The following is a 17,730-nucleotide window of genomic DNA, read 5'->3' on the forward strand; positions in this document are numbered from 1 at the left end:
CGGCCTCCATTTCCATACCGTCTTCTGAGGGAGGGCCGCGGCGATGAGCGTGCGCAAATTCCTCTTCGACGAATCCTTCGACGTGGACGCCGTGCCCCGCATGACCCATGTGGAGGACGACGACCTGCTGCCCGAGGACGAGCTGTCGGCCCTGCCGCCGGAGCCGGAGGAACCGCCGCCACCACCCGCGCCGACCTTCGGCGAGGAGGAGCTGGCCGCCGCCCGCGCCCAGGGCTACGAGGAGGGTCTGGCCGCCGGCAAGTCGGAAGGCACCGCCGCCGGATACGGCAAGGGCTTCACCGACGGCATGGCCTCCGGACAGAACACCGGCTACGAGCGTGGCAAGGAGGAGGTCGAGGCGACGGTGAACAACCGCATCGCCAACGCGCTCTCCCAGATCGCCGACGGGGTGTCCCGCCTGCTGGCGGAGCGCGAGGCGGGCAACGCCGCCCGCACGGAACAGCCGGTCCATCTGGCGCTGGCCATCGTCCGCAAGCTGTTGCCCGAATGGGCGCGGCGCGGCGGGATGGCCGAGGTGGAGGCGATGGTCCGCACCTGCCTGACCGACCTGATCGACGAGCCGCGGCTGGTCATCCGGGTGGCGGAGGACACGATGGGGCTGGTGCGCGACCATCTGGACCAGACGGTCGGGGCGCGCGGCTTCGGTGCAAAGCTCATGGTGATCGGCGACCCGTCGATCGCGCCCGGCGGCTGCCGCATCGAATGGGCCGAAGGCGGCATGGAGCGGGACACCGCCCAACTGCTGGCCGAGATCGAACGCCGTGCCGCGCACATGCTGGAGGTTCCGGCCCCCGTCTAAGGGGTGACCGGATTGAAGGAGGTCCGAGACCGACATGCCGAGCGACAATTTCTCGCTGAACGACCTGCACAGTGGCGATGGCGACGATTACGCCAGCCCCGGAATCGCCAAGGATCTGGAGGCGGTGTACGACATCCCCGTCCAGATCTCCGCGGTGCTGGGCAAATCGACCATGCAGGTGGCGCAGTTGCTGAAGCTGGGCCGCGGCGCCGTGGTGGAGCTGGACCGCAAGGTCGGCGAGGCCATCGACATCTACGTCAACAACCGCCTGGTCGCCCGCGGCGAGGTGGTGGTGGTGGAGGACCGGCTGGGCGTGACCATGACGGAAATCATCAAGTCGGACCGGGGCTGATGGCGATTTCGTCCGACAACGCCGCATCCCGCGCCAAGGCGGCCCAGCCGCAGCCGGCGGCGCCCGCCGCCGCGCCGGGTCGGGGCGTGCGGCTGCGCGGCGGGCTGGACGTGGCGACCCTGGTCGGGCTTGCCGCAGCCGGCGCGGTGATCCTGCTGGCGATCACCACCGGCGGTTCGGCGCGCGCCTTCCTCGATCCGCCGTCGCTGTTGATCGTGCTGGGCGGAACGCTGGCGGTCACCACTGCGTCCTTCTCGCTGGGCGACGTGGCGGTGGCGTGGCGGAGCGCGGCGGCGGTGCTGGTCCACCAGACGCTCGACCCCAAGGGCGTGGCCCGGCAGGTGATCCTGCTGGCCGAGGCCGCCCGCCGGGCCGGGCCGGAGACCCTGCGCAACGTCCTGCCGGAACTGCGCGCCGAACCCTTCCTGCACCGCAGCGTCACCCTGATCACCGAAGGGCTGCCGCCCGACAGCATCGAGCAGATGCTGACCGGCGAGGTCGAGGCGACCGCGGGCGCCCTGGGCAGGAGCGCCGGCGTGCTGCGCCGGGCGTCGGAAGTGGCGCCGGCCATGGGGCTGATCGGCACGCTGGTCGGGCTCGTCCAGATGCTGGGCAGCCTGAACGACCCGTCGGCCATCGGGCCGGCGATGGCGCTGGCATTGCTGACGACCTTCTACGGGGCCGTACTCGGCAACGTCGTCCTCTCCCCGCTCGCCGCCAAGGTGGAGCGGTCGGCGGAGGAGGACGCGCTGGTCAAGACCCTCTTTACCATCGGCGCCGTATCCATCGCGCGCCAGGAGAATCCGCGGCGTCTGGAGATGCTCCTGAACGCCGTCCTGCCGCCTGGAAAGCGGATCCAGTATTTCGACCGGGAAGCCCCGAGAGTGGGAGCGTAAGGCTATGCGTCTGCTGATCGTTGGAACGTTGGAAGGCTACATCACCGCCGCCGGCAAGATCGCCATGAAGCGCGGGGCCAAGGTGTCGCACACCGACAGCATCGAAGGGGCGCTGACCGCCTTGCGTGCCGCTGCCGGTGCCGATCTGGTGATGATCGACGTCAAGCTGGACATCGCGACCTTCATCGACAGCCTGAAGTCGGAGCGGATCACCATCCCGGTGGTCGCCTGCGGCATCGGCACCGATGCGGCCGCCGCCGTACGCGCCATCCGCGCCGGCGCCAAGGAATATCTGCCGCTGCCGCCCAATGCCGAGCTGATCGCCGCGGTGCTGGAGGCGGTGGCGGAGGAAAGCCATTCCATCGTCTGCAGCGACCCTGCCATGCTGGCGACCCTGCGGCTGGCCGAACAGGTGGCCCCCAGCGACGCGTCGGTGATGATCACAGGCGAGAGCGGCACCGGCAAGGAGCTGATGGCCCGCTTCATCCACCGCAAGAGCCGGCGGGCCAACGAGCCCTTCGTGGCGGTGAACTGCGCCGCCATCCCGGAAAACCTGCTGGAATCGGAGCTGTTCGGCCACGAAAAGGGCGCCTTCACCGGCGCTGTCGCCCGGCGGCTCGGCAAATTCGAGGAGGCCAACAACGGCACCCTCCTGCTGGACGAGCTGTCGGAGATGCATCCGCGCCTGCAGGCCAAGCTGCTGCGCGCCATCCAGGAAAAGGAGATCGACCGCATCGGTTCCAGCCAGCCGGTGAAGGTCAATGTCCGCCTGATCGCCACCTCCAACCGCAACCTGGAGGCGGAGGTCCGCTCCGGCAATTTCCGCGAGGATCTGTATTTCCGCCTGAACGTGTTCAGCGTGGCGATCCCGTCCTTGCGCGAACGCCCGGCCGACATCCCGATGATCGCCGAGCATTTCCTGAGGAAGTACGCGGAGGCCAACGGGCTGGGCGACAAGCGCCTGACCGAGGACGCCCTCCTGATGCTGAAGACCCATCACTGGCGCGGCAACGTGCGCGAGCTGGAAAACACCATGCATCGCGCCGTCCTGCTGTCGCGCGGTGAGGAGGTGGGGCCGGAAGCCATCATGCTGACCAGCAAGATGCTGGCGCCGGAAGGCAGCGCCCAGGCCTCCATCCCCGCCGACTCGCCGGTCGCCAACCCGTTCGCCGGCCCCGGCGGCACCGTGCCCGCCGCGCAGCCGCACGCGCCGCAGCCGGCCGTGCCGCTGGTCGTGCCGCCGCCGGGCGCCCTGCCGACCAGCTACGGCCCGCCCAAGGGCGGCAAGACCGGTCCCTACGGCATGGCCGCCAACAGCGGTGCCGCCGCCGCGGCCAATGCCGGCGGGACCGGTGCCGGTCTGGCGGCGCTGATCGGCCGCACGGTGGCCGACGTGGAGCGCGACCTGATCCTGGAGACGCTGACCCATTGCCTGGGCAACCGCACCCATGCCGCCAACATCCTGGGCATCTCGATCCGCACGCTGCGCAACAAGTTGAAGCAGTACGGCGACGAGGGCCGCAACGTGCCCGCGCCGGGCAACGACGAACGGGCGACGGCCTGACGGCCGGTCCGGAACCGGGCCCTGAGCGGCGGGAGCATCCATGGCGCTGACGGAACAGAATGGCGGGGGCAGCGGCGGCGGGGGCGGCGGTACCGGCAACATGGCCGCCTTCGGCGAGATGTGGGCGGTCGCCAAATCGTCGCTGAAGCGCGGCGACGTGGCGATGGCCATCGGCATCCTGATCGTCGTGGTCGGGCTGATCATGCCGCTGCCCAGCGTCATGCTCGACATGATGCTGGGGCTGAACATCACCATCTCCATCCTGATCCTGATGGTGGTGCTGTTCATCGAGAAGCCGCTGGAGCTGTCCTCCTACCCGACGATCCTGCTGATCACCACGCTGCTGCGCCTGTCCCTGAACATGGCCTCCACGCGCCTGATCCTGACCCAGGGGCATGAGGGCACCGCGGCCGCCGGCCATGTCATCGAGGCCTTCGCCAATCTCGTGATGGGCGGCGATTTCGTCATCGGCGTGATCATCTACGCCATCCTGACCATCGTGAACTTCAAGGTCATCACCGCCGGTTCGGGCCGCATCGCCGAAGTGGCGGCGCGCTTCACCCTCGACGCCATGCCCGGCAAGCAGATGGCCATCGACGCCGACCTGTCGGCCGGCATGATCGACGAGACCACCGCGCGGGCACGGCGCAAGGAGCTGGAGGACGAAAGCGCCTTCTTCGGCTCGATGGACGGTGCGTCGAAGTTCGTGAAGGGCGACGCGGTCGCCGGCCTGATGATCATGTTCATCAACATCATCGGCGGCGTCACCATCGCGGTGCTGCGCCACGACATGCCGGTGATGCAGGCGCTGGACACCTTCACCAAGCTGACCATCGGCGACGGCCTCGTCTCGCAGATCCCGGCGCTGGTCATCTCGATCTCCGCCGGCTTCCTGGTGTCGAAGGCCGGCATGGGCGGCTCCACCGACAAGGCGGTTGTGGGGCAGCTGACCGGCCACAGCCAGGCGCTGGCCCTGTCGGCCGGCGCCATCGGCGTGCTGGCCCTGCTGCCGGGCATGCCGATCCTGACGCTGGCCCCGGTCATAGGGCTCGTGGGTGCCGCCGCCTGGTACATGCCGCGCCTGCGCGCGAAGAAGGAGGCGGAGGAGGCCGCCGCGGCGGAGGAGGCCGCGACCGGCGCAGGGCCGGGCGGCATGCCGGGAGCCGGACCGGCGCCGGACGAACCGATTTCCACCGCGCTCGCCATCGACCTCATCCGGCTGGAGCTGGGTTACGGCCTGCTGTCGCTGATCAACCAGCCGCAGGCGGGAAGCCACCGGCTGACCGACCAGATCAAGGGGCTGCGCCGGCAGATCGCCGGAGAGGTCGGCTTCGTCATGCCGGCGGTGCGCATTCAGGACAATCTGCAGCTTCCGCCCAACACCTACATCATCCGCGTGAAGGAGATCGAGGCCGGGCGCGGCGACATCCGGCCCAACATGCTGCTGGTCATGGACCCGCGCGGCGACGCCATGAGCCTGCCCGGCGAGCAGACGGTGGAGCCGACCTTCGGCCTGCCCGCCATCTGGATCGAGCCCGGCTATCGCGAGGAGGCGCTGTTCAAGGGCTACACCGTGGTCGACCCGTCGACCGTGGTGACCACCCATCTGACCGAGCTGATCAAGGACAACATGCAGGAGCTGCTGTCCTTCACCGAGACGCAGAAGCTGCTGGACGAGACCGACAAGGAACACCAGAAGCTGATCGCCGATGTGGTGCCGAATCAGATCACTGTGGGCGGATTGCAACGGGTGTTGCAGAATCTCCTTGCCGAACGCGTCTCGATCCGGGATCTTCCCACGATATTGGAAGGGGTATCCGAAGCGACCAGCCAGACCCGCAGCATCACCCAGATCACCGAGCATGTGCGCTCCCGCCTTGCCCGGCAGATCTGCGACGCGAACACGAACGAGATGGGCTTCATCCCGCTCGTCACCCTGTCGCCCGAATGGGAGCAGGCGTTCGCCGAGTCCCTGGTGGGCGACGGCGACGACCGGCAGCTGACGATGGCCCCGTCCCGCCTGCAGCAGTTCATCACCTCCGTCCGCCAAACCTTCGAGCGACATGCCATGATGGGCGAGAGCCCCGTTCTGTTGACCAGCCCGCTGATCCGGCCGTTCGTCCGCTCCATCGTGGAGCGGTTCCGGCCGGCGACCGTGGTCATGTCGCAGAACGAGATCCACCCGAAGGCCCGCATCAAGACCCTGGGGCAGATCTGATGGTGCGCGCCGTTCCCCCTCCCCTGCCTGACGGAAGGCACCGCCGATGCGGCTGAAGTCCTTCCACGCCAAGACCATGTCCGACGCCATGCGGATGGTGCGCCAGTCGCTGGGCGACGACGCCATCATCGTCGCGACGCGCGAGGAGGAAGGCGGCGGCGTGCGCGTCACGGCGGCGGTGGAGGAGGACGACCTGCCGCCCACCCCGGTTTCCGGCACTGCGCGCGGCGGCCGGGCCAAGACCCCGCCCAAGCCGGTCGAACCAGAAATCGACGTGGGCGAGGTGGTGGCCGACGCCCTGCAGCGCCATGGCGTCCCCGCCACCCTGGCCGAACAGCTGATCGATGCCGCGTCGGGCCTCGACACCGAGGATCCGCGGCTGGCGCTGGGCTCGGCGCTCGATTCCTATTTCACCTTCAATCCGCTGCCGGACGGGCGCAACCCGGTGAAGCCGCTGGCGCTGGTCGGTCCGCCGGGATCGGGCAAGACGCTGGTCGCGGCCAAGCTGGCTGCCCGCGCCGTCTTCAGGAAATGCTCGGTCGGCGTGATCACCACCGACACGGTGCGCGCTGGCGGCGTCGACCAGTTGGCCGCCTTCACCCGGCTGATGAAGCTGAAGCTGGCGACGGTGGAGGATCCCGACGCGCTGGCCGGCGCTTTCGAGGTGCACCGCCGCACCGACCTCGTGCTGGTGGACACCGCCGGGCGCAACCCTTTCGACGCCGACGACATGCAGGATCTCCGCTCCCTGCTCGGCGCCGGGGAGGTGGAGCCGGTGCTGGTGCTGCCCGCCGGGCTGGACGCGCTGGAGGCCGCCGACATGGCGCTGGCCTTCAAGGCGGTCGGCGTGCGGCGGATGCTGGTCACCCGGCTGGACATGACCCGCCGGCTGGGCAGCCTGCTGGCGATCGCCGCCCGCGCCCGGCTGTCCTTCTGCGACGCCAGCGTATCGTCCAAGGTGGCGGAGGGGCTGACAGCCCTGAATCCACTGGCGCTCGCCCGCCTGATGATCCCGGCCGAGGAAAAGGCGCCCGCCGCCAAGGAGGCGGCACCGCGCCGCACCGCCCGCAGCGCGGACTGGGACGAGGAAGACGACGGGCAGCTGGGTCATGAGCCGGACCATGCGCCCATGCGCAAGCCGACCTTCGGGCGGGGCTATGAGCCGGAGGACGACGAGCCGGAGATCGAGCCGGCGCCGCCACCCCCGCCGCCACGCAGGGCCACCGCCGCCAAGCCAACGAAACCCGCAACCGCAAAATCCGCAACCAAGGCAAAAGCCTCCAGTTCCCCCTCGTCGAGGACCCTGCCATGACCGATCCGGTGTTCCCGGCCGCCCTCAAGAACGTTCGCCCGCTGCGCGGCGCCAACGTCATCGCCGTGGCCAGCGGAAAGGGCGGCGTCGGCAAGACGTGGTTCTCCATCACGCTCAGCCACGCCCTGACCAAGGCGGGAATGAACACCCTGCTGTTCGACGGCGACCTCGGCCTCGCCAACGTCGACATCCAGCTGGGCTTTTCGCCCAAGAACGATCTGGGCGCCGTCATCAACGGCGAGGTGACGCTGGCCAAGGCGGCGCAGCGCTTCCCCGACACCGGATTCGACATCATCGCCGGTCGGTCGGGATCGGGCACGCTGGCGCAGCTGCCGAGCCAGCGCCTGTCGGGCCTGCGCAACGACCTGCTGGAGCTGGCCAGGAGCTATGACCGGGTGGTGATGGACATGGGCGCCGGCGTCGACCGCACGGTCCGCACCCTGTCGGGGCCGGCCGGCACCACGCTGGTGGTGACGACGGACGAGCCGACCTCGCTGACCGACGCCTATGCCTTCATCAAGCTGACCCATGCCACCAACCCGTCGGCCGACCTGCGGATCGTGGTGAACATGGCGCAGAGCGTGAAGGATGGCGAACGCACCTACGGCACCATCCTGAAGGCCTGCCAGAACTTCCTGAAATACAAGCCGGCGCTGGCGGGCATCATCCGCCGCGACCTGAAGGTGCGCGACGCCATCCGCAACCAGACCCCGCTGCTGACCCGCTCGCCCGCCTGCGACGCGGCGCGCGACGTCGAGGCGATCGTGCAGCGGCTGCTGGCCGGCTCCAAGTAACGGAACCGATGGGCGGGGCGCTCCCACCGACGGTCACGCCCGCTGCCGCCACCGCCGTGGCGGCCCCCGCCACGGCCGCACCGGCCACGGCCGAGGCCACGGTCGTCCGGCTGCCCGAGCGGCTGCCGGAGGTGACGCGCCCGGTGGTGCTGACCGGCACCGTCGCCGGCCAGACCCCGGAAGGTCTGACCCGCGTGCGCACGGCGGCGGGCGAGCTGCTGCTGGACAGCAAGGCGGAGCTGCCGCCCGACAAGCCGGTCACCGTCCAGATCACGCCCTCGACCGCGACACCAACGGGACCGAACGCGGCCAAGCCCAGCGCGGTGATCCTGCTGCAGGCTCTGGGCACCCCAACCGGGACGGGGACGGCCGGCGCGGCGGCGGGCGGCACGGCCCCAGCCACGCCAGCGGGCGGCGCGGCACCCGGAAATGCCGCGACTCCCGCCGTCCTGCTGCCGACCCCCACCCCGGCCGCGACGCCCACCCTGCCACCGCTGCTGCCCGGCACGGTGGTGCCGGCACTGGTGATCGCCGGCGGATCGGGGGCAAAGCCGACGCCGGCGGCACCGTCCGGCAGTACCGCGCCCCAACCGGCAGCCTCCTCCCCGGCCGGTAGCAACCCGGCAGGGCAGGCCAAGCCCGACGCCGCGGCATCCGCCACCCCATCCCTGCCGGCACCGCCGATGGGTGGCGGCAGCGCGACCTACGGCACCCCGGTGCAACTGGGCGGCGATGCGGCGCATCCCGGCGCGGGATCTCCGGCGACACCGGACCAGCAGTCCGGCACGGCAGCCGGCTCCCCCGCCGAACCGCCCGACCTGCCGCGCGGCGCCACGGTGGCGTTGAAGATCCTGACCGTTACAGCGCCTCCGCAACAGCCACGCCCCCCCGGCGATCCCGAGGCCGGCGGACGGAACGGGCAGGCAGGAAACCAGGGCAGCGGAAACCAGACCGGGGGACAGGCCGCCGGTCAACCGACAGCCCCGGACCCTGCGGATCCCGCCGTCCCACCGGATACCCCGATTCTGCGCGGCACTGTCGCCGGCAGCACGCCGCAGGGTCAGCCGATCCTGGCGACCAGACAGGGCATGCTGGCCCTCAACGTGCCGGCCAGCCTGCCGCCGGGAGCCAAGGTCACCGCGGTGCTCACCGACCTTGCACAGGCGACCCAGGCCGCGGCTCCCACCCTGCCCGGCCCGCCGGGGCCGCTCGGCGAGCGCGACTGGCCGGCGATGCGGCAGCTGATGGCGACGCTCGCGGCGTCCGACCCGGCGCTGGCAAGGTCGATGCTGGCGACCATGCCGCAGCCGAACCGCAAGCTGACCGCGGCGCTGGGCTTCTTCCTGGCGGCGATGCGCGGGGGCGACGCCCGCGGCTGGCTCGGCGACGATGCCTCGTCCGCGCTCGACAAGGCCGGGCGGCGCGACCTGCTGGACCGGCTGGAAAAGGATTTCGAGGCGCTGCGCCGCGAGGCCGCGGACCCTCTGCCGGGCGACTGGCGCAGCTATACCATCCCGCTGATGGATTCGAGCGGCCCGAAGCCGATCAAGCTGCATGTCCACCCGCTGAAGGAGGATGAGGAAGGCGAGGGCAGGCCGCGCGGCAAGCCAGGAAGCCGCTTCCTCATCGACCTGGACCTCAGCCGCTTCGGGCCGATGCAGCTGGACGGGCTGGTGCGGCCGAACCATTTCGACCTGATCCTGCGCAGCCACGCCGCCCTGCCGCCGGAGCTGCGGGTGGAGCTGATCCAGGTCTTCGCCGACAGCGTGCGGGCAGTGGGCTATAGCGGCGGGCTGTCCTTCCAGTCGGGTGCGCGCAGCTGGGTGAAACTGACCCGCGCCGGACAAGCCGGGCTTGGAGTGTCCGCATGAGGCGGGAACGACTGACCACCCGCCCCTCCCCCGATGCCCGCCACGACTATCTGGTGGAGCTGCGCGGCGAGCCGAGGACCGGCACGCGCCTGACCCTGCGTCTGGTGCCCGACCGGCTGGTGCCGGACCCGGCCTCCGTCGCCACCTATCTGGCGGAGTTCGCCGGCTTCGCCGACGGGCTGGAGGCGCTGGCGATCGCCATCCTCGACGACCTCAACAACGAGCTGGTGCCGCGCTGGGTCGAGGTTGTGCTGGAGTGCGACAGCCCCCTGCCCCATCGCGTGGCGATCGAGGACCGGCAGCCGAACTGGGACAATCCGCAATTGATGGGACGGCTGCGGCGGATCTGAGCGGGCCGGTCAGTCCGAAGGCGGCGGCGGCACCTCGTCGCTTCCCTCCGTGCGGTCGCGGTAGAGGGCGGCGCGGGCCAACAGCATCAGGGTGATCGGCGTGGTGACCACCATCAGGGCGGTGATCAGAATCTCGTGGATGATCGCCCGCGACTCCAGGACCGAGAAGAACAGCATCGAGGCCAGCAGGATGCAGCCGATCCCCAGCGTCGCGCCCAGCGTCGGGGCGTGGACCCGCTGGTAGAAACTGTCGAATCGCAGCAGCCCGACCGTCCCGATCAGCGTCAGGAGGGCGCCGGTCAGCAGCAGCAGGCAGGTCAGGACCGCCGCCCAGGCGGGTATCTCGGCAAGATGGGTCATTCGATCACCTCCCCGCGCATCAGGAATTTCGCCAGCGCCGCCGTCGACACGAAGCCCAGCAGGGCGATGATCAGCGCCGCCTCGAAATACAGGATGCCGCCGGTGCGGATGCCGAAGGTCAGCAGCAGCATGGTCGCCGTGACATAAAGGGCGTCCATCCCCAGCACGCGGTCCTGCGCCCGCGGTCCGCGCAGCACCCGGAAGGCGGCGAAGGCCATGGCGACCACCAGCAGGATCTGGGACAGGAGGATCGTTCCGGTCAGCAGAGTCACGATCATTCGAACAGCTCCATCAGCCGCGTCTCGTACCGCCCCTTGATGATGTCGATCCACTCCTGCTCGTCAACGAGGTCGAGGATGTGCAGCAGGAGGGTGTTCCGCGACCGGTCATAGGCAACCCACACGGTGCCGGGGGTGGCGGTGACGATGCAGGCCAGCGTCGCCAGCCCATAGGGCGCCCGGAGGTCGAGCGGGATGCGCAGGAAGCCGGACACATGCTGTCCGCGGCCCGGCCGCAGGATGATCTTCGCGACGGCGATGTTGGAGCGGACGATGTCCGCCAGCACCAGCACCAGCAGCGACAGCGCCGCCCGCGGCCGGCGGAACCTCCCGGCCGGCAGGTCCAGCGTGTCCAGGGTCGCCACCGTCGCCAGCGACAGCACGCCGCCCAGGATGATCGTGCCCGGCGCCACGCTTTCGTTCAGCAGCAGCCAAACCCCCAGCAGGGTCGCCGCCATCATGGGGTAGGGAAGCCATCTCTTGACCGGCACTCTCATTCCTTGCCTCCCATGCCAGGGGCGCGGGTCACGGACAACACGGCACCGGCATAGCCGCCCGGCTCATGCAGCGACCGCGCGGTGTCCTCCATGTAGCGCATCGCCGGACCCGCCTGCACCGTCAGCGCCACGTTGAGGGCGAGCAGCAGCAGGACCGGGGCGATCTCCGCCACCCGCACGCGCGGCGCCTCTTCGGAAGGGGAAGCCCAGAAGGCGTCGATGCCGGCGCGGGTCATCGCCACAACCGTCGCCAGCCCGGACAGGACCAGCGCCGCCACCAGCACCCAGGTGGTGGCCGGCACGTCCGGACCGGCGGCCAGCAGCGGCGACAGGATGGCGAACTTGGCGAGGAATCCCGACAGCGGCGGCAGGCCGGCGAGCAGCAGCGCGCTGGACATGAAGCCGATGCCGAGGATCGCCATCGTCGCCGGGATGGCGACGCCGGCGCCGCCATCGTCGGACTCCTCGTCATCGCCCTCGCCGTACGCCTCGCGTGTCACCGCGAGCACGTCGGCGCCGACGGCACGCCCGCGTTCCACCAGCTCCACCACCAGGAAGAAGCCGGCAACCGCCAGAACCGAACTGCTGAGATAGAACAGGGCGCCGCCGGTGACCGACAGCTGCCCGGCGCCGATGGCCGCCAGCAGCGTGCCGGACGATACCAGCACGCTGGCCCCGGCCAGCCGCGCCATGTTCTGAGTGGCCAGCACGGCGATGGAGCCGAAGCCGATGGTCAGCAGCCCGCCGACCAGCAGGACGGTGCCGCCGAATCCGGAGGAAGCGCCGGCCCCGTCGCCGAACACCAGCAGCCACAGCCGCAGCACGGCATAGACGCCGACCTTGCTGAGGATGGAGACGATGGCGGCAGAGGCCGCACCCAGGGTGGAATAGGTGTTGGGCAGCCAGAAGCCCAGCGGCCACATCCCCGCCTTGATCAGGAAGGCGACGCCCAGAATGGCCGCCCCGGCCTCCAGCAGTCCGCGATCCTCCGCAGCCAGACCGGCGACGCGGCCGGCCAGATCGGCCATGTTGAGGGTGCCGGAAATGCCGTAGATCATGCTGACGCCGATCAGGAACAGCAGCGACGCCGACAGGTTGATGGCGATGTAATGCAGCCCCGCCCGCACCCGCGCAAGACCCGAGCCGTGCAGGGCAAGCCCGTAGGAGGCGGCCAGCATGATCTCGAAGAAGACGAACAGGTTGAACAGGTCGCCGGTCAGGAAGGCGCCGTTCAGCCCCATCAGCTGGAACTGGAACAGCGAATGGAAATGTGCCCCCGCCTTCTGCCAGCGCGGCAGCGAGAACAGCAGGGCGGCCACGCCGAGGATGCCGGTCAGCACCAGCATCAGCGCGGCGAAACGGTCCAGAACCAGCACGATGCCGAAATTGGCCGGCCAGTCGCCCAGCCGGTAGACCCTGGTCCCTCCGGCACCAGAATCCGCGACCGTCAGCGCCAGCACGGCCAGCCCCAGCAGCGCCAGCGCCGACGCCATGCCGATCACGGCCTTCAGCGTGCGCCGCCGGTCGTCGATCAGCATCATCGCCGCACCGGCCAGCATGGGCAGGACGATGGGCGCGATGGTCAGGTGATCCATCCAGCCGGTCACCGGCTCTTCTCCTTTCCGTCGACATGGTCGGTCCCGGTCAGGCCGCGGGCGGCGAGCAGCAGGACGAGGAACAGGGCGGTGGTGGCGAAGCCGATGACGATGGCGGTCAGCACCAGCGCCTGCGGCACCGGATCGGCATGCATGGCAAGGTTGCCGGCCCGGCCGCCCTCCAGGATCGGTTCGGCGCCGGTGCGCAGGCCGCCGGTGGAGAAGATGAACAGATTGACGGCATAGGACAGCAGCGACAGGCCGACGATCACCTGGAAGGTGCGGGGCCGCAGCAGCAGCCACACGCCGGAGCCGGTCAGCACGCCGATGCCGAGCGAAAGGATCAGTTCCATGTCAGTCGTCTCCCACGGCGGACGGCACGCGATCGGGAATGGCCGGCATCTCGGCCGGGCGCGGCGCCGCAGCGCGGTGGCCGCGCACGGACTGGCGGGCCAGCGCGATCAGGATCAGGATCGTGGCGCCGACCACCAGGGCGAAGACGCCGATGTCGAACAGCAGCGCGCTCGCCACCGGAATCTTCCCCAGCACCGGCAGGTCGGCGTAGGTGAAGTAGCTGGTCAGGAAGGGGCGGCCGAAGATCCAGGCGCCCAGTCCGGTCCCGGCGGCCAGCAGCAGCCCGGCCCCCATCCAGCGCATCGGCAAAACGCGCAGCCGCGTCTCCACCCATTGGATGCCGCCGAACATGTATTGCAGGATCATGGCGATGGCCACGGTCAGCCCGGCCGCGAAGCCGCCGCCCGGCAGGTCGTGGCCGCGCAGAAGCAGGAACAGCGCCACCATCAGGATCAGCGGGAACAGAAGCCGCGCGATCAGCGACGGGATGAACAGCCACTCCATCACCGTGTCGCCCTCCTTGCGGCCGGGCCGGGAGATGTCGTAGGCGCTCTGGTCACGCTGCTGCTCGGGAACGTCGACGCTGTCGGCCGCCGGACGGAAGCGGCGCAGAAGCGCGTAGGCGGTCAAGGCCACGGCGCCCAGGACGACGATTTCCCCCATGGTGTCGAAGCCGCGGAAATCGACCAGGATGACGTTGACGACGTTGGTGCCGCCGCCCTCGCTGTAGGCAAGCTCCAGGAAATGCTGGGCCAGCAGTTCCGGCGGCAGGCGCGTCATCACGCCGAAGGACAGTCCGGCCATGCCAGCCCCGGCGGCGATGGCGATGGCAAGGTCGCGCAGGCGGCGGCCAAGCGTGACCGCCTCCGCCCCGCGGGAGCCGGGAATGTCCAGGCGCTTGGGCAGCCAGCGCAATCCCAGCAGCAGCAGGATGGTGGTGACGACCTCCACCAGCAGCTGGGTGAGCGCGAGATCGGGGGCGGAGAACCAGACGAAGGTGATGCAGACGACCAGCCCGGCGCCGCCCAGCAGGATCAGCGCCGCCAGCCGGTGGAACTTCGCCTGCCAGGCGGCGCCGAGCGCGAAGGCGGCGCCCAGCGCCCAGATCAGCGCCAGCACCGGGTCGATGCCCGCCGGCTGCAGGTTGCCCGGCGCCAGACCGCGCAGCCAGACCGCCACGCCGGCGGCCAGCACCGCCGCGCACACCACCAGCCTCAGCTGCGGCTGAAGGCGGCGGGTGCCGATCACCCCTTCCGCCGTGCGGGCGAGGCGCCAGGACAGGAAGACCATCGTCCGTTCGAACATGCGCCGTCCCTCCAGCGCCCGGATCAGCGGCGGACCCTCGATACCCTTGGCCAGATGGCCCTGCAGCAGACGGTAAAGCCCGAGCCCGGCGGCAAAGGCGATCATGCTCATCAGCAGCGGCCGGTTGAAACCGTGCCAGACCGCAAGGCTGTATTCCGGCGTCGCCGCGCCGAGCGCCGCGCGGGCGGCCATGTCGAGGAAGGGGCCCACGGTGGCGGCCGGCAGAATGCCGATGACGATGCAGGCCAGCACCAGGATCTCGACCGGGAAACGCATCCAGGCCGGCGGCTCTTGCGGCTTCTTCGGCAAATCCACCGGGTCCGGCCCGAAGAAGGCGCCATGGATGAACCGCAGCGAATAGGCGACGCTGAAGGCGCTCGCCACCATCGCGGCGACCGGCAGCACGTCGAAGAAGACCGGCAGCGGCTCCTTGGCCGACAGCGCCTCGGCGAAGAACATCTCCTTCGACAGGAAGCCGTTCAGCAGCGGCACGCCCGCCATGGCCCCGGCGGCGATCAGGGCGAGGCGGGCGGTGAAGGGCATGAAGCGGTTCAGGCCGGACAGTCGGCGGATGTCGCGCGTCCCCGTCTCGTGGTCGATGATGCCGGCGGCCATGAACAGCGACGCCTTGAAGGTCGCGTGGTTGATGACGTGGAAGATCGCCGCCACCATCGCCAGCTCGCTGTTCAGCCCCAGCAGCAGGGTGATCAGGCCGAGATGGCTGATGGTCGAATAGGCGAGCAGCCCTTTCAGGTCGTGCTGGAAGATGGCGATGTAGGCGCCGAGCAGCAGCGTGGCGAGCCCAGCGGTGCCGACGATCCAGAACCACGCCTCCGTCCCCGCCAGCACCGGCCACAGCCGCGCCATCAGGAAGACGCCGGCCTTCACCAGCGTCGCCGAATGCAAATAGGCCGATACCGGGGTCGGCGCCGCCATGGCGTGCGGCAGCCAGAAATGGAAGGGGAACTGCGCGCTCTTGGTCAGGGCGCCGAGCAGGATCAGCACCAGCGCCGGCAGGTAGAGCGGATGCGCCCGGATCAGGTCGCCCGCCGCCAGCACGGCGTCCAGCTCGTAGCTGCCGACGATGTGGCCGAGAATCAGCACGCCCGCGAACAGGCAGAGGCCGCCCGTCGCGGTGACGGTCAGCGCCATGCGCGCGCCGTCGCGGGCGGCGGCGGTGTGGTGCCAGTAGCCGATCAGCAGGAAGGAGAAGAGGCTGGTCAGCTCCCAGAAGAAGGCGAGCTGGATCAGGTTGCCCGACAGCACCACCCCCGTCATCGACCCCATGAAGGCGAGAAGGAAGGCGAAGAAGCGCGGCACCGGGTCCTCGGCCGCCATGTAATAACGGGCATAGACCACCACCAGCGTGCCGACGCCGAACACCAGACCGGCGAACAGCCAGGCGAAGCCGTCCATGCGCAGGGAGACGTCAAGCCCCAGCGTCGGCATCCAGTCCGCCGAATAACGGACCACGCCGCCCGCCGAAACGGTCGGATAGGCGGACCACACCATCGCCAGCCCGACCAGCGCCACGCCGCCGGCCAGCCACGCCGCCGCGTTGCGCGCATGCGTGGGCAACAGCCCGGCGACGAGCGCACCGGCGAAGGGGAAGCCAACGGCGATCAGGAGCAGCAGAGCGTCGGGCATGAAGTCCTACGGTCGAAGGGGCGGCGGGGACGGGCGGGGTCAGAGGCCGGGCGGCGGATCGTCCTGGTCCTTGACGAGGTCGGGATCCTCCGGATCGCGGGCGACGGCCTGGAGGACGATCCGGGCCGCGTCGTCGGGCGTCGCGGCGCCGCGCAGCCGGCGCACCGATTGCGGGTCGCGCAACGCCCTGCAGATCTCCGACATGGCGGTCAGCAGCCCCTTGCGGTTCGATGCCGGCCACAGAGCCAGGAAGACGAGGTCGACCGGCTCGTCGTCGCGCGCGTCGAAATCGACCGCGCGCTGGAGCCGGGCGAACAGGACGACCGGCTCCGCGAGGTCGGCCAGCTCCGTATGCGGAAGCGCCACACCCTTGCCGAGCGCGGTGGAGCCGATCTTCTCGCGCGCCAGCAGGGCATCCAGGATTTCCGGCGCCGGCCGGCCGCTGCGGGATGCCGCCTCCGCCGCCAGCCGGTCGAGCAGGGCCGGTTTGTTGGCGGGATCGGCGTCGAGGATGACGTCGGCCGCGGAAAAAAGCTCAGTGATGGCCATCTGGTTCTCCGGCATCCGATTCTCCATTGAGGCCAAAGGTCGAGGCGGTCGCTGGACGCCGGACGCCGCCCGTACCGCCGATCAGCACGTCGCAGGGCAGCGCTTCGATCACTTCAGCGGCCGTGCTGCCCAGCAGGGCACGGGAAACGCCGCTGCGCCGGGCCGAGCCAAGGGCGACCAGATCGTAGCGTCCGTCCCGCGCGAGATCGACGATCCGCCGCCCCGGAGAGCCGGTGAGCAGGATCGTCTCAACCGCCGCTTCCAAATCCGTCCCGCCGGCCGGCCAATCGGCCGGACCGCCGAGCACTTCCCGGAAGTCGTGCGCGAACTGCGCCGTGTCCAGGGGCGACCTGGACGCGCCGCCAATTCCCGGCAGATCGACGACATGCAGCAGGTGGATGCTTCCCTCCCGCATCAGCATCCGCATGCCGTCCACCGAAGGGCGCGAACGTTCGGAGAAGTCGACCGGCACAAGTGCCCGCAGATAGGGCCGGAGCGGCTTGTCGCGCACGATCAGCATCGGCGTTGCATCGGCGATCGCGATGCGCTCGACGGTGGAGGCCAGGAACAGGTCGGCCACACGGTCGCGCTGGTGCACTCCCACCACCAACAGGTCGGGAAGCCACAGGCCGGCATAGCCGGCGACCCGGTGTTCGACGGCGTCGCCGCGCACCGCGACCGCCTGGGACCGGATGTCCGCCCCGCCGGGCACGGACAGGATATGGCGCTGGATCTCCGCTTCCACATGGTGCAGCGGCAGGCACCCATAAGGACTGCCGGCACCCTCGACGACATGCAGCGCCGTCAGCTCCGCACCGAACCGGAGGGCGAGCTGGATGGCGCGATCCAGGGCGCGATCCGATTTCGGTTCCAGGTCGGTTGCCAGCAGAATGCGCCGGAGGCTCGCCATCGTGACTTTCGATCCAGTTGCAGGGCAGCCACCCCGTTGGAAGTCTCCTCGCCGGAGT

General features: G+C 70.0%; 17 protein-coding genes. 9 read left to right on the top strand and 8 right to left on the bottom strand.

Annotated features, from left to right (window positions below; genetic code table 11):
- Positions 1-43 precede the first annotated feature (43 nt).
- From A6A40_RS16325 to A6A40_RS16365, 9 genes are read left to right on the top strand one after another with little or no spacing between them, the layout of a single operon-like run.
- Positions 44-820 (top strand): FliH/SctL family protein, encoded by a 777-nt coding sequence (locus tag A6A40_RS16325; protein ID WP_108546961.1) that lies wholly within the window; start codon positions 44-46, stop codon positions 818-820.
- A 34-nt stretch (positions 821-854) separates the two neighbouring features.
- Positions 855-1,172, top strand: coding sequence for a flagellar motor switch protein FliN (fliN, locus tag A6A40_RS16330; protein ID WP_108546962.1), 318 nt, complete (start codon positions 855-857; stop codon positions 1,170-1,172).
- On the top strand, positions 1,172-2,068 hold the full coding sequence (locus A6A40_RS16335) for a motility protein A (protein ID WP_108546963.1): 897 nt from the start codon (positions 1,172-1,174) through the stop codon (positions 2,066-2,068). The genes fliN and A6A40_RS16335 overlap by 1 nt, the downstream gene beginning before the upstream one ends.
- A gap of 4 nt (positions 2,069-2,072) precedes the next feature.
- Positions 2,073-3,632: a sigma-54-dependent transcriptional regulator gene (locus tag A6A40_RS16340; protein WP_108546964.1), complete on the top strand. Its 1,560-nt coding sequence runs from the start codon at positions 2,073-2,075 to the stop codon at positions 3,630-3,632.
- Between the two features lie 40 nt (positions 3,633-3,672).
- Positions 3,673-5,850, top strand: coding sequence for a flagellar biosynthesis protein FlhA (gene flhA / locus A6A40_RS16345; protein ID WP_108546965.1), 2,178 nt, complete (start codon positions 3,673-3,675; stop codon positions 5,848-5,850).
- 46 nt (positions 5,851-5,896) lie between these two features.
- On the top strand, positions 5,897-7,162 hold the full coding sequence (locus tag A6A40_RS16350; protein ID WP_108546966.1) for a flagellar biosynthesis protein FlhF: 1,266 nt from the start codon (positions 5,897-5,899) through the stop codon (positions 7,160-7,162).
- Complete coding sequence (locus tag A6A40_RS16355; RefSeq protein WP_108546967.1) at positions 7,159-7,956, top strand: MinD/ParA family protein; 798 nt, start codon at positions 7,159-7,161, stop codon at positions 7,954-7,956. Before A6A40_RS16350 ends, A6A40_RS16355 begins: the two co-directional genes overlap by 4 nt.
- Before the next feature lie 8 nt (positions 7,957-7,964).
- Complete coding sequence (locus A6A40_RS16360) at positions 7,965-9,827, top strand: hypothetical protein (protein WP_108546968.1); 1,863 nt, start codon at positions 7,965-7,967, stop codon at positions 9,825-9,827.
- Entirely contained in the window at positions 9,824-10,177 is a 354-nt protein-coding gene (locus A6A40_RS16365) for a hypothetical protein (protein WP_108546969.1), read from the top strand. Before A6A40_RS16360 ends, A6A40_RS16365 begins: the two co-directional genes overlap by 4 nt.
- A 9-nt stretch (positions 10,178-10,186) precedes the next feature.
- Here A6A40_RS16365 and mnhG read toward each other — a convergent pair whose 3' ends face one another.
- Genes mnhG through A6A40_RS16405 form a run of 8 tightly spaced genes read right to left on the bottom strand, consistent with a single transcriptional unit; the run spans position 10,187 to position 17,672 of the window.
- A complete protein-coding gene (gene mnhG, locus A6A40_RS16370) occupies positions 10,187-10,537 on the bottom strand; it encodes a monovalent cation/H(+) antiporter subunit G (protein ID WP_108546970.1) in 351 nt (116 codons plus the stop codon).
- Positions 10,534-10,815, bottom strand: a complete 282-nt coding sequence (locus tag A6A40_RS16375; RefSeq protein ID WP_174718527.1) for a K+/H+ antiporter subunit F — start codon at positions 10,813-10,815, stop codon at positions 10,534-10,536. The genes mnhG and A6A40_RS16375 overlap by 4 nt, the downstream gene beginning before the upstream one ends.
- The gene (locus A6A40_RS16380) at positions 10,812-11,312 is read right to left on the bottom strand and encodes a Na+/H+ antiporter subunit E (RefSeq protein ID WP_108546971.1); all 501 of its coding nucleotides are present in this window, start codon (positions 11,310-11,312) and stop codon (positions 10,812-10,814) included. Before A6A40_RS16380 ends, A6A40_RS16375 begins: the two co-directional genes overlap by 4 nt.
- Entirely contained in the window at positions 11,309-12,907 is a 1,599-nt protein-coding gene (locus tag A6A40_RS16385) for a monovalent cation/H+ antiporter subunit D (RefSeq protein ID WP_108547265.1), read from the bottom strand. The genes A6A40_RS16380 and A6A40_RS16385 overlap by 4 nt, the downstream gene beginning before the upstream one ends.
- An 8-nt stretch (positions 12,908-12,915) precedes the next feature.
- On the bottom strand, positions 12,916-13,260 hold the full coding sequence (locus tag A6A40_RS16390; RefSeq protein ID WP_108546972.1) for a Na+/H+ antiporter subunit C: 345 nt from the start codon (positions 13,258-13,260) through the stop codon (positions 12,916-12,918).
- A 1-nt stretch (position 13,261) separates the two neighbouring features.
- Positions 13,262-16,213: a monovalent cation/H+ antiporter subunit A gene (locus tag A6A40_RS16395; RefSeq protein WP_108546973.1), complete on the bottom strand. Its 2,952-nt coding sequence runs from the start codon at positions 16,211-16,213 to the stop codon at positions 13,262-13,264.
- A 39-nt stretch (positions 16,214-16,252) separates the two neighbouring features.
- Positions 16,253-16,762, bottom strand: a complete 510-nt coding sequence (locus A6A40_RS16400) for a PTS sugar transporter subunit IIA (RefSeq protein WP_108547266.1) — start codon at positions 16,760-16,762, stop codon at positions 16,253-16,255.
- A complete protein-coding gene (locus A6A40_RS16405) occupies positions 16,749-17,672 on the bottom strand; it encodes a universal stress protein (RefSeq protein WP_108546974.1) in 924 nt (307 codons plus the stop codon). Before A6A40_RS16405 ends, A6A40_RS16400 begins: the two co-directional genes overlap by 14 nt.
- Positions 17,673-17,730: the final 58 nt, after the last annotated feature.

Origin of the sequence: Azospirillum humicireducens (assembly GCF_001639105.2) — a bacterium.
GTDB lineage: Bacteria > Pseudomonadota > Alphaproteobacteria > Azospirillales > Azospirillaceae > Azospirillum > Azospirillum humicireducens.

Bases quoted from the DNA above. Each gene is read 5' to 3' on its own strand.
- A6A40_RS16325 (WP_108546961.1), top strand. From the start codon at position 44: ATGAGCGTGCGCAAATTCCTCTTCGACGAATCCTTCGACGTGGACGCC.
- fliN (WP_108546962.1), top strand. From the start codon at position 855: ATGCCGAGCGACAATTTCTCGCTGAACGACCTGCACAGTGGCGATGGC.
- A6A40_RS16335 (WP_108546963.1), top strand. From the start codon at position 1,172: ATGGCGATTTCGTCCGACAACGCCGCATCCCGCGCCAAGGCGGCCCAG.
- A6A40_RS16340 (WP_108546964.1), top strand. From the start codon at position 2,073: ATGCGTCTGCTGATCGTTGGAACGTTGGAAGGCTACATCACCGCCGCC.
- flhA (WP_108546965.1), top strand. From the start codon at position 3,673: ATGGCGCTGACGGAACAGAATGGCGGGGGCAGCGGCGGCGGGGGCGGC.
- A6A40_RS16350 (WP_108546966.1), top strand. From the start codon at position 5,897: ATGCGGCTGAAGTCCTTCCACGCCAAGACCATGTCCGACGCCATGCGG.
- A6A40_RS16355 (WP_108546967.1), top strand. From the start codon at position 7,159: ATGACCGATCCGGTGTTCCCGGCCGCCCTCAAGAACGTTCGCCCGCTG.
- A6A40_RS16360 (WP_108546968.1), top strand. From the start codon at position 7,965: ATGGGCGGGGCGCTCCCACCGACGGTCACGCCCGCTGCCGCCACCGCC.
- A6A40_RS16365 (WP_108546969.1), top strand. From the start codon at position 9,824: ATGAGGCGGGAACGACTGACCACCCGCCCCTCCCCCGATGCCCGCCAC.
- mnhG (WP_108546970.1), bottom strand. From the start codon at position 10,537: ATGACCCATCTTGCCGAGATACCCGCCTGGGCGGCGGTCCTGACCTGC.
- A6A40_RS16375 (WP_174718527.1), bottom strand. From the start codon at position 10,815: ATGATCGTGACTCTGCTGACCGGAACGATCCTCCTGTCCCAGATCCTG.
- A6A40_RS16380 (WP_108546971.1), bottom strand. From the start codon at position 11,312: ATGAGAGTGCCGGTCAAGAGATGGCTTCCCTACCCCATGATGGCGGCG.
- A6A40_RS16385 (WP_108547265.1), bottom strand. From the start codon at position 12,907: ATGGATCACCTGACCATCGCGCCCATCGTCCTGCCCATGCTGGCCGGT.
- A6A40_RS16390 (WP_108546972.1), bottom strand. From the start codon at position 13,260: ATGGAACTGATCCTTTCGCTCGGCATCGGCGTGCTGACCGGCTCCGGC.
- A6A40_RS16395 (WP_108546973.1), bottom strand. From the start codon at position 16,213: ATGCCCGACGCTCTGCTGCTCCTGATCGCCGTTGGCTTCCCCTTCGCC.
- A6A40_RS16400 (WP_108547266.1), bottom strand. From the start codon at position 16,762: ATGGCCATCACTGAGCTTTTTTCCGCGGCCGACGTCATCCTCGACGCC.
- A6A40_RS16405 (WP_108546974.1), bottom strand. From the start codon at position 17,672: ATGGCGAGCCTCCGGCGCATTCTGCTGGCAACCGACCTGGAACCGAAA.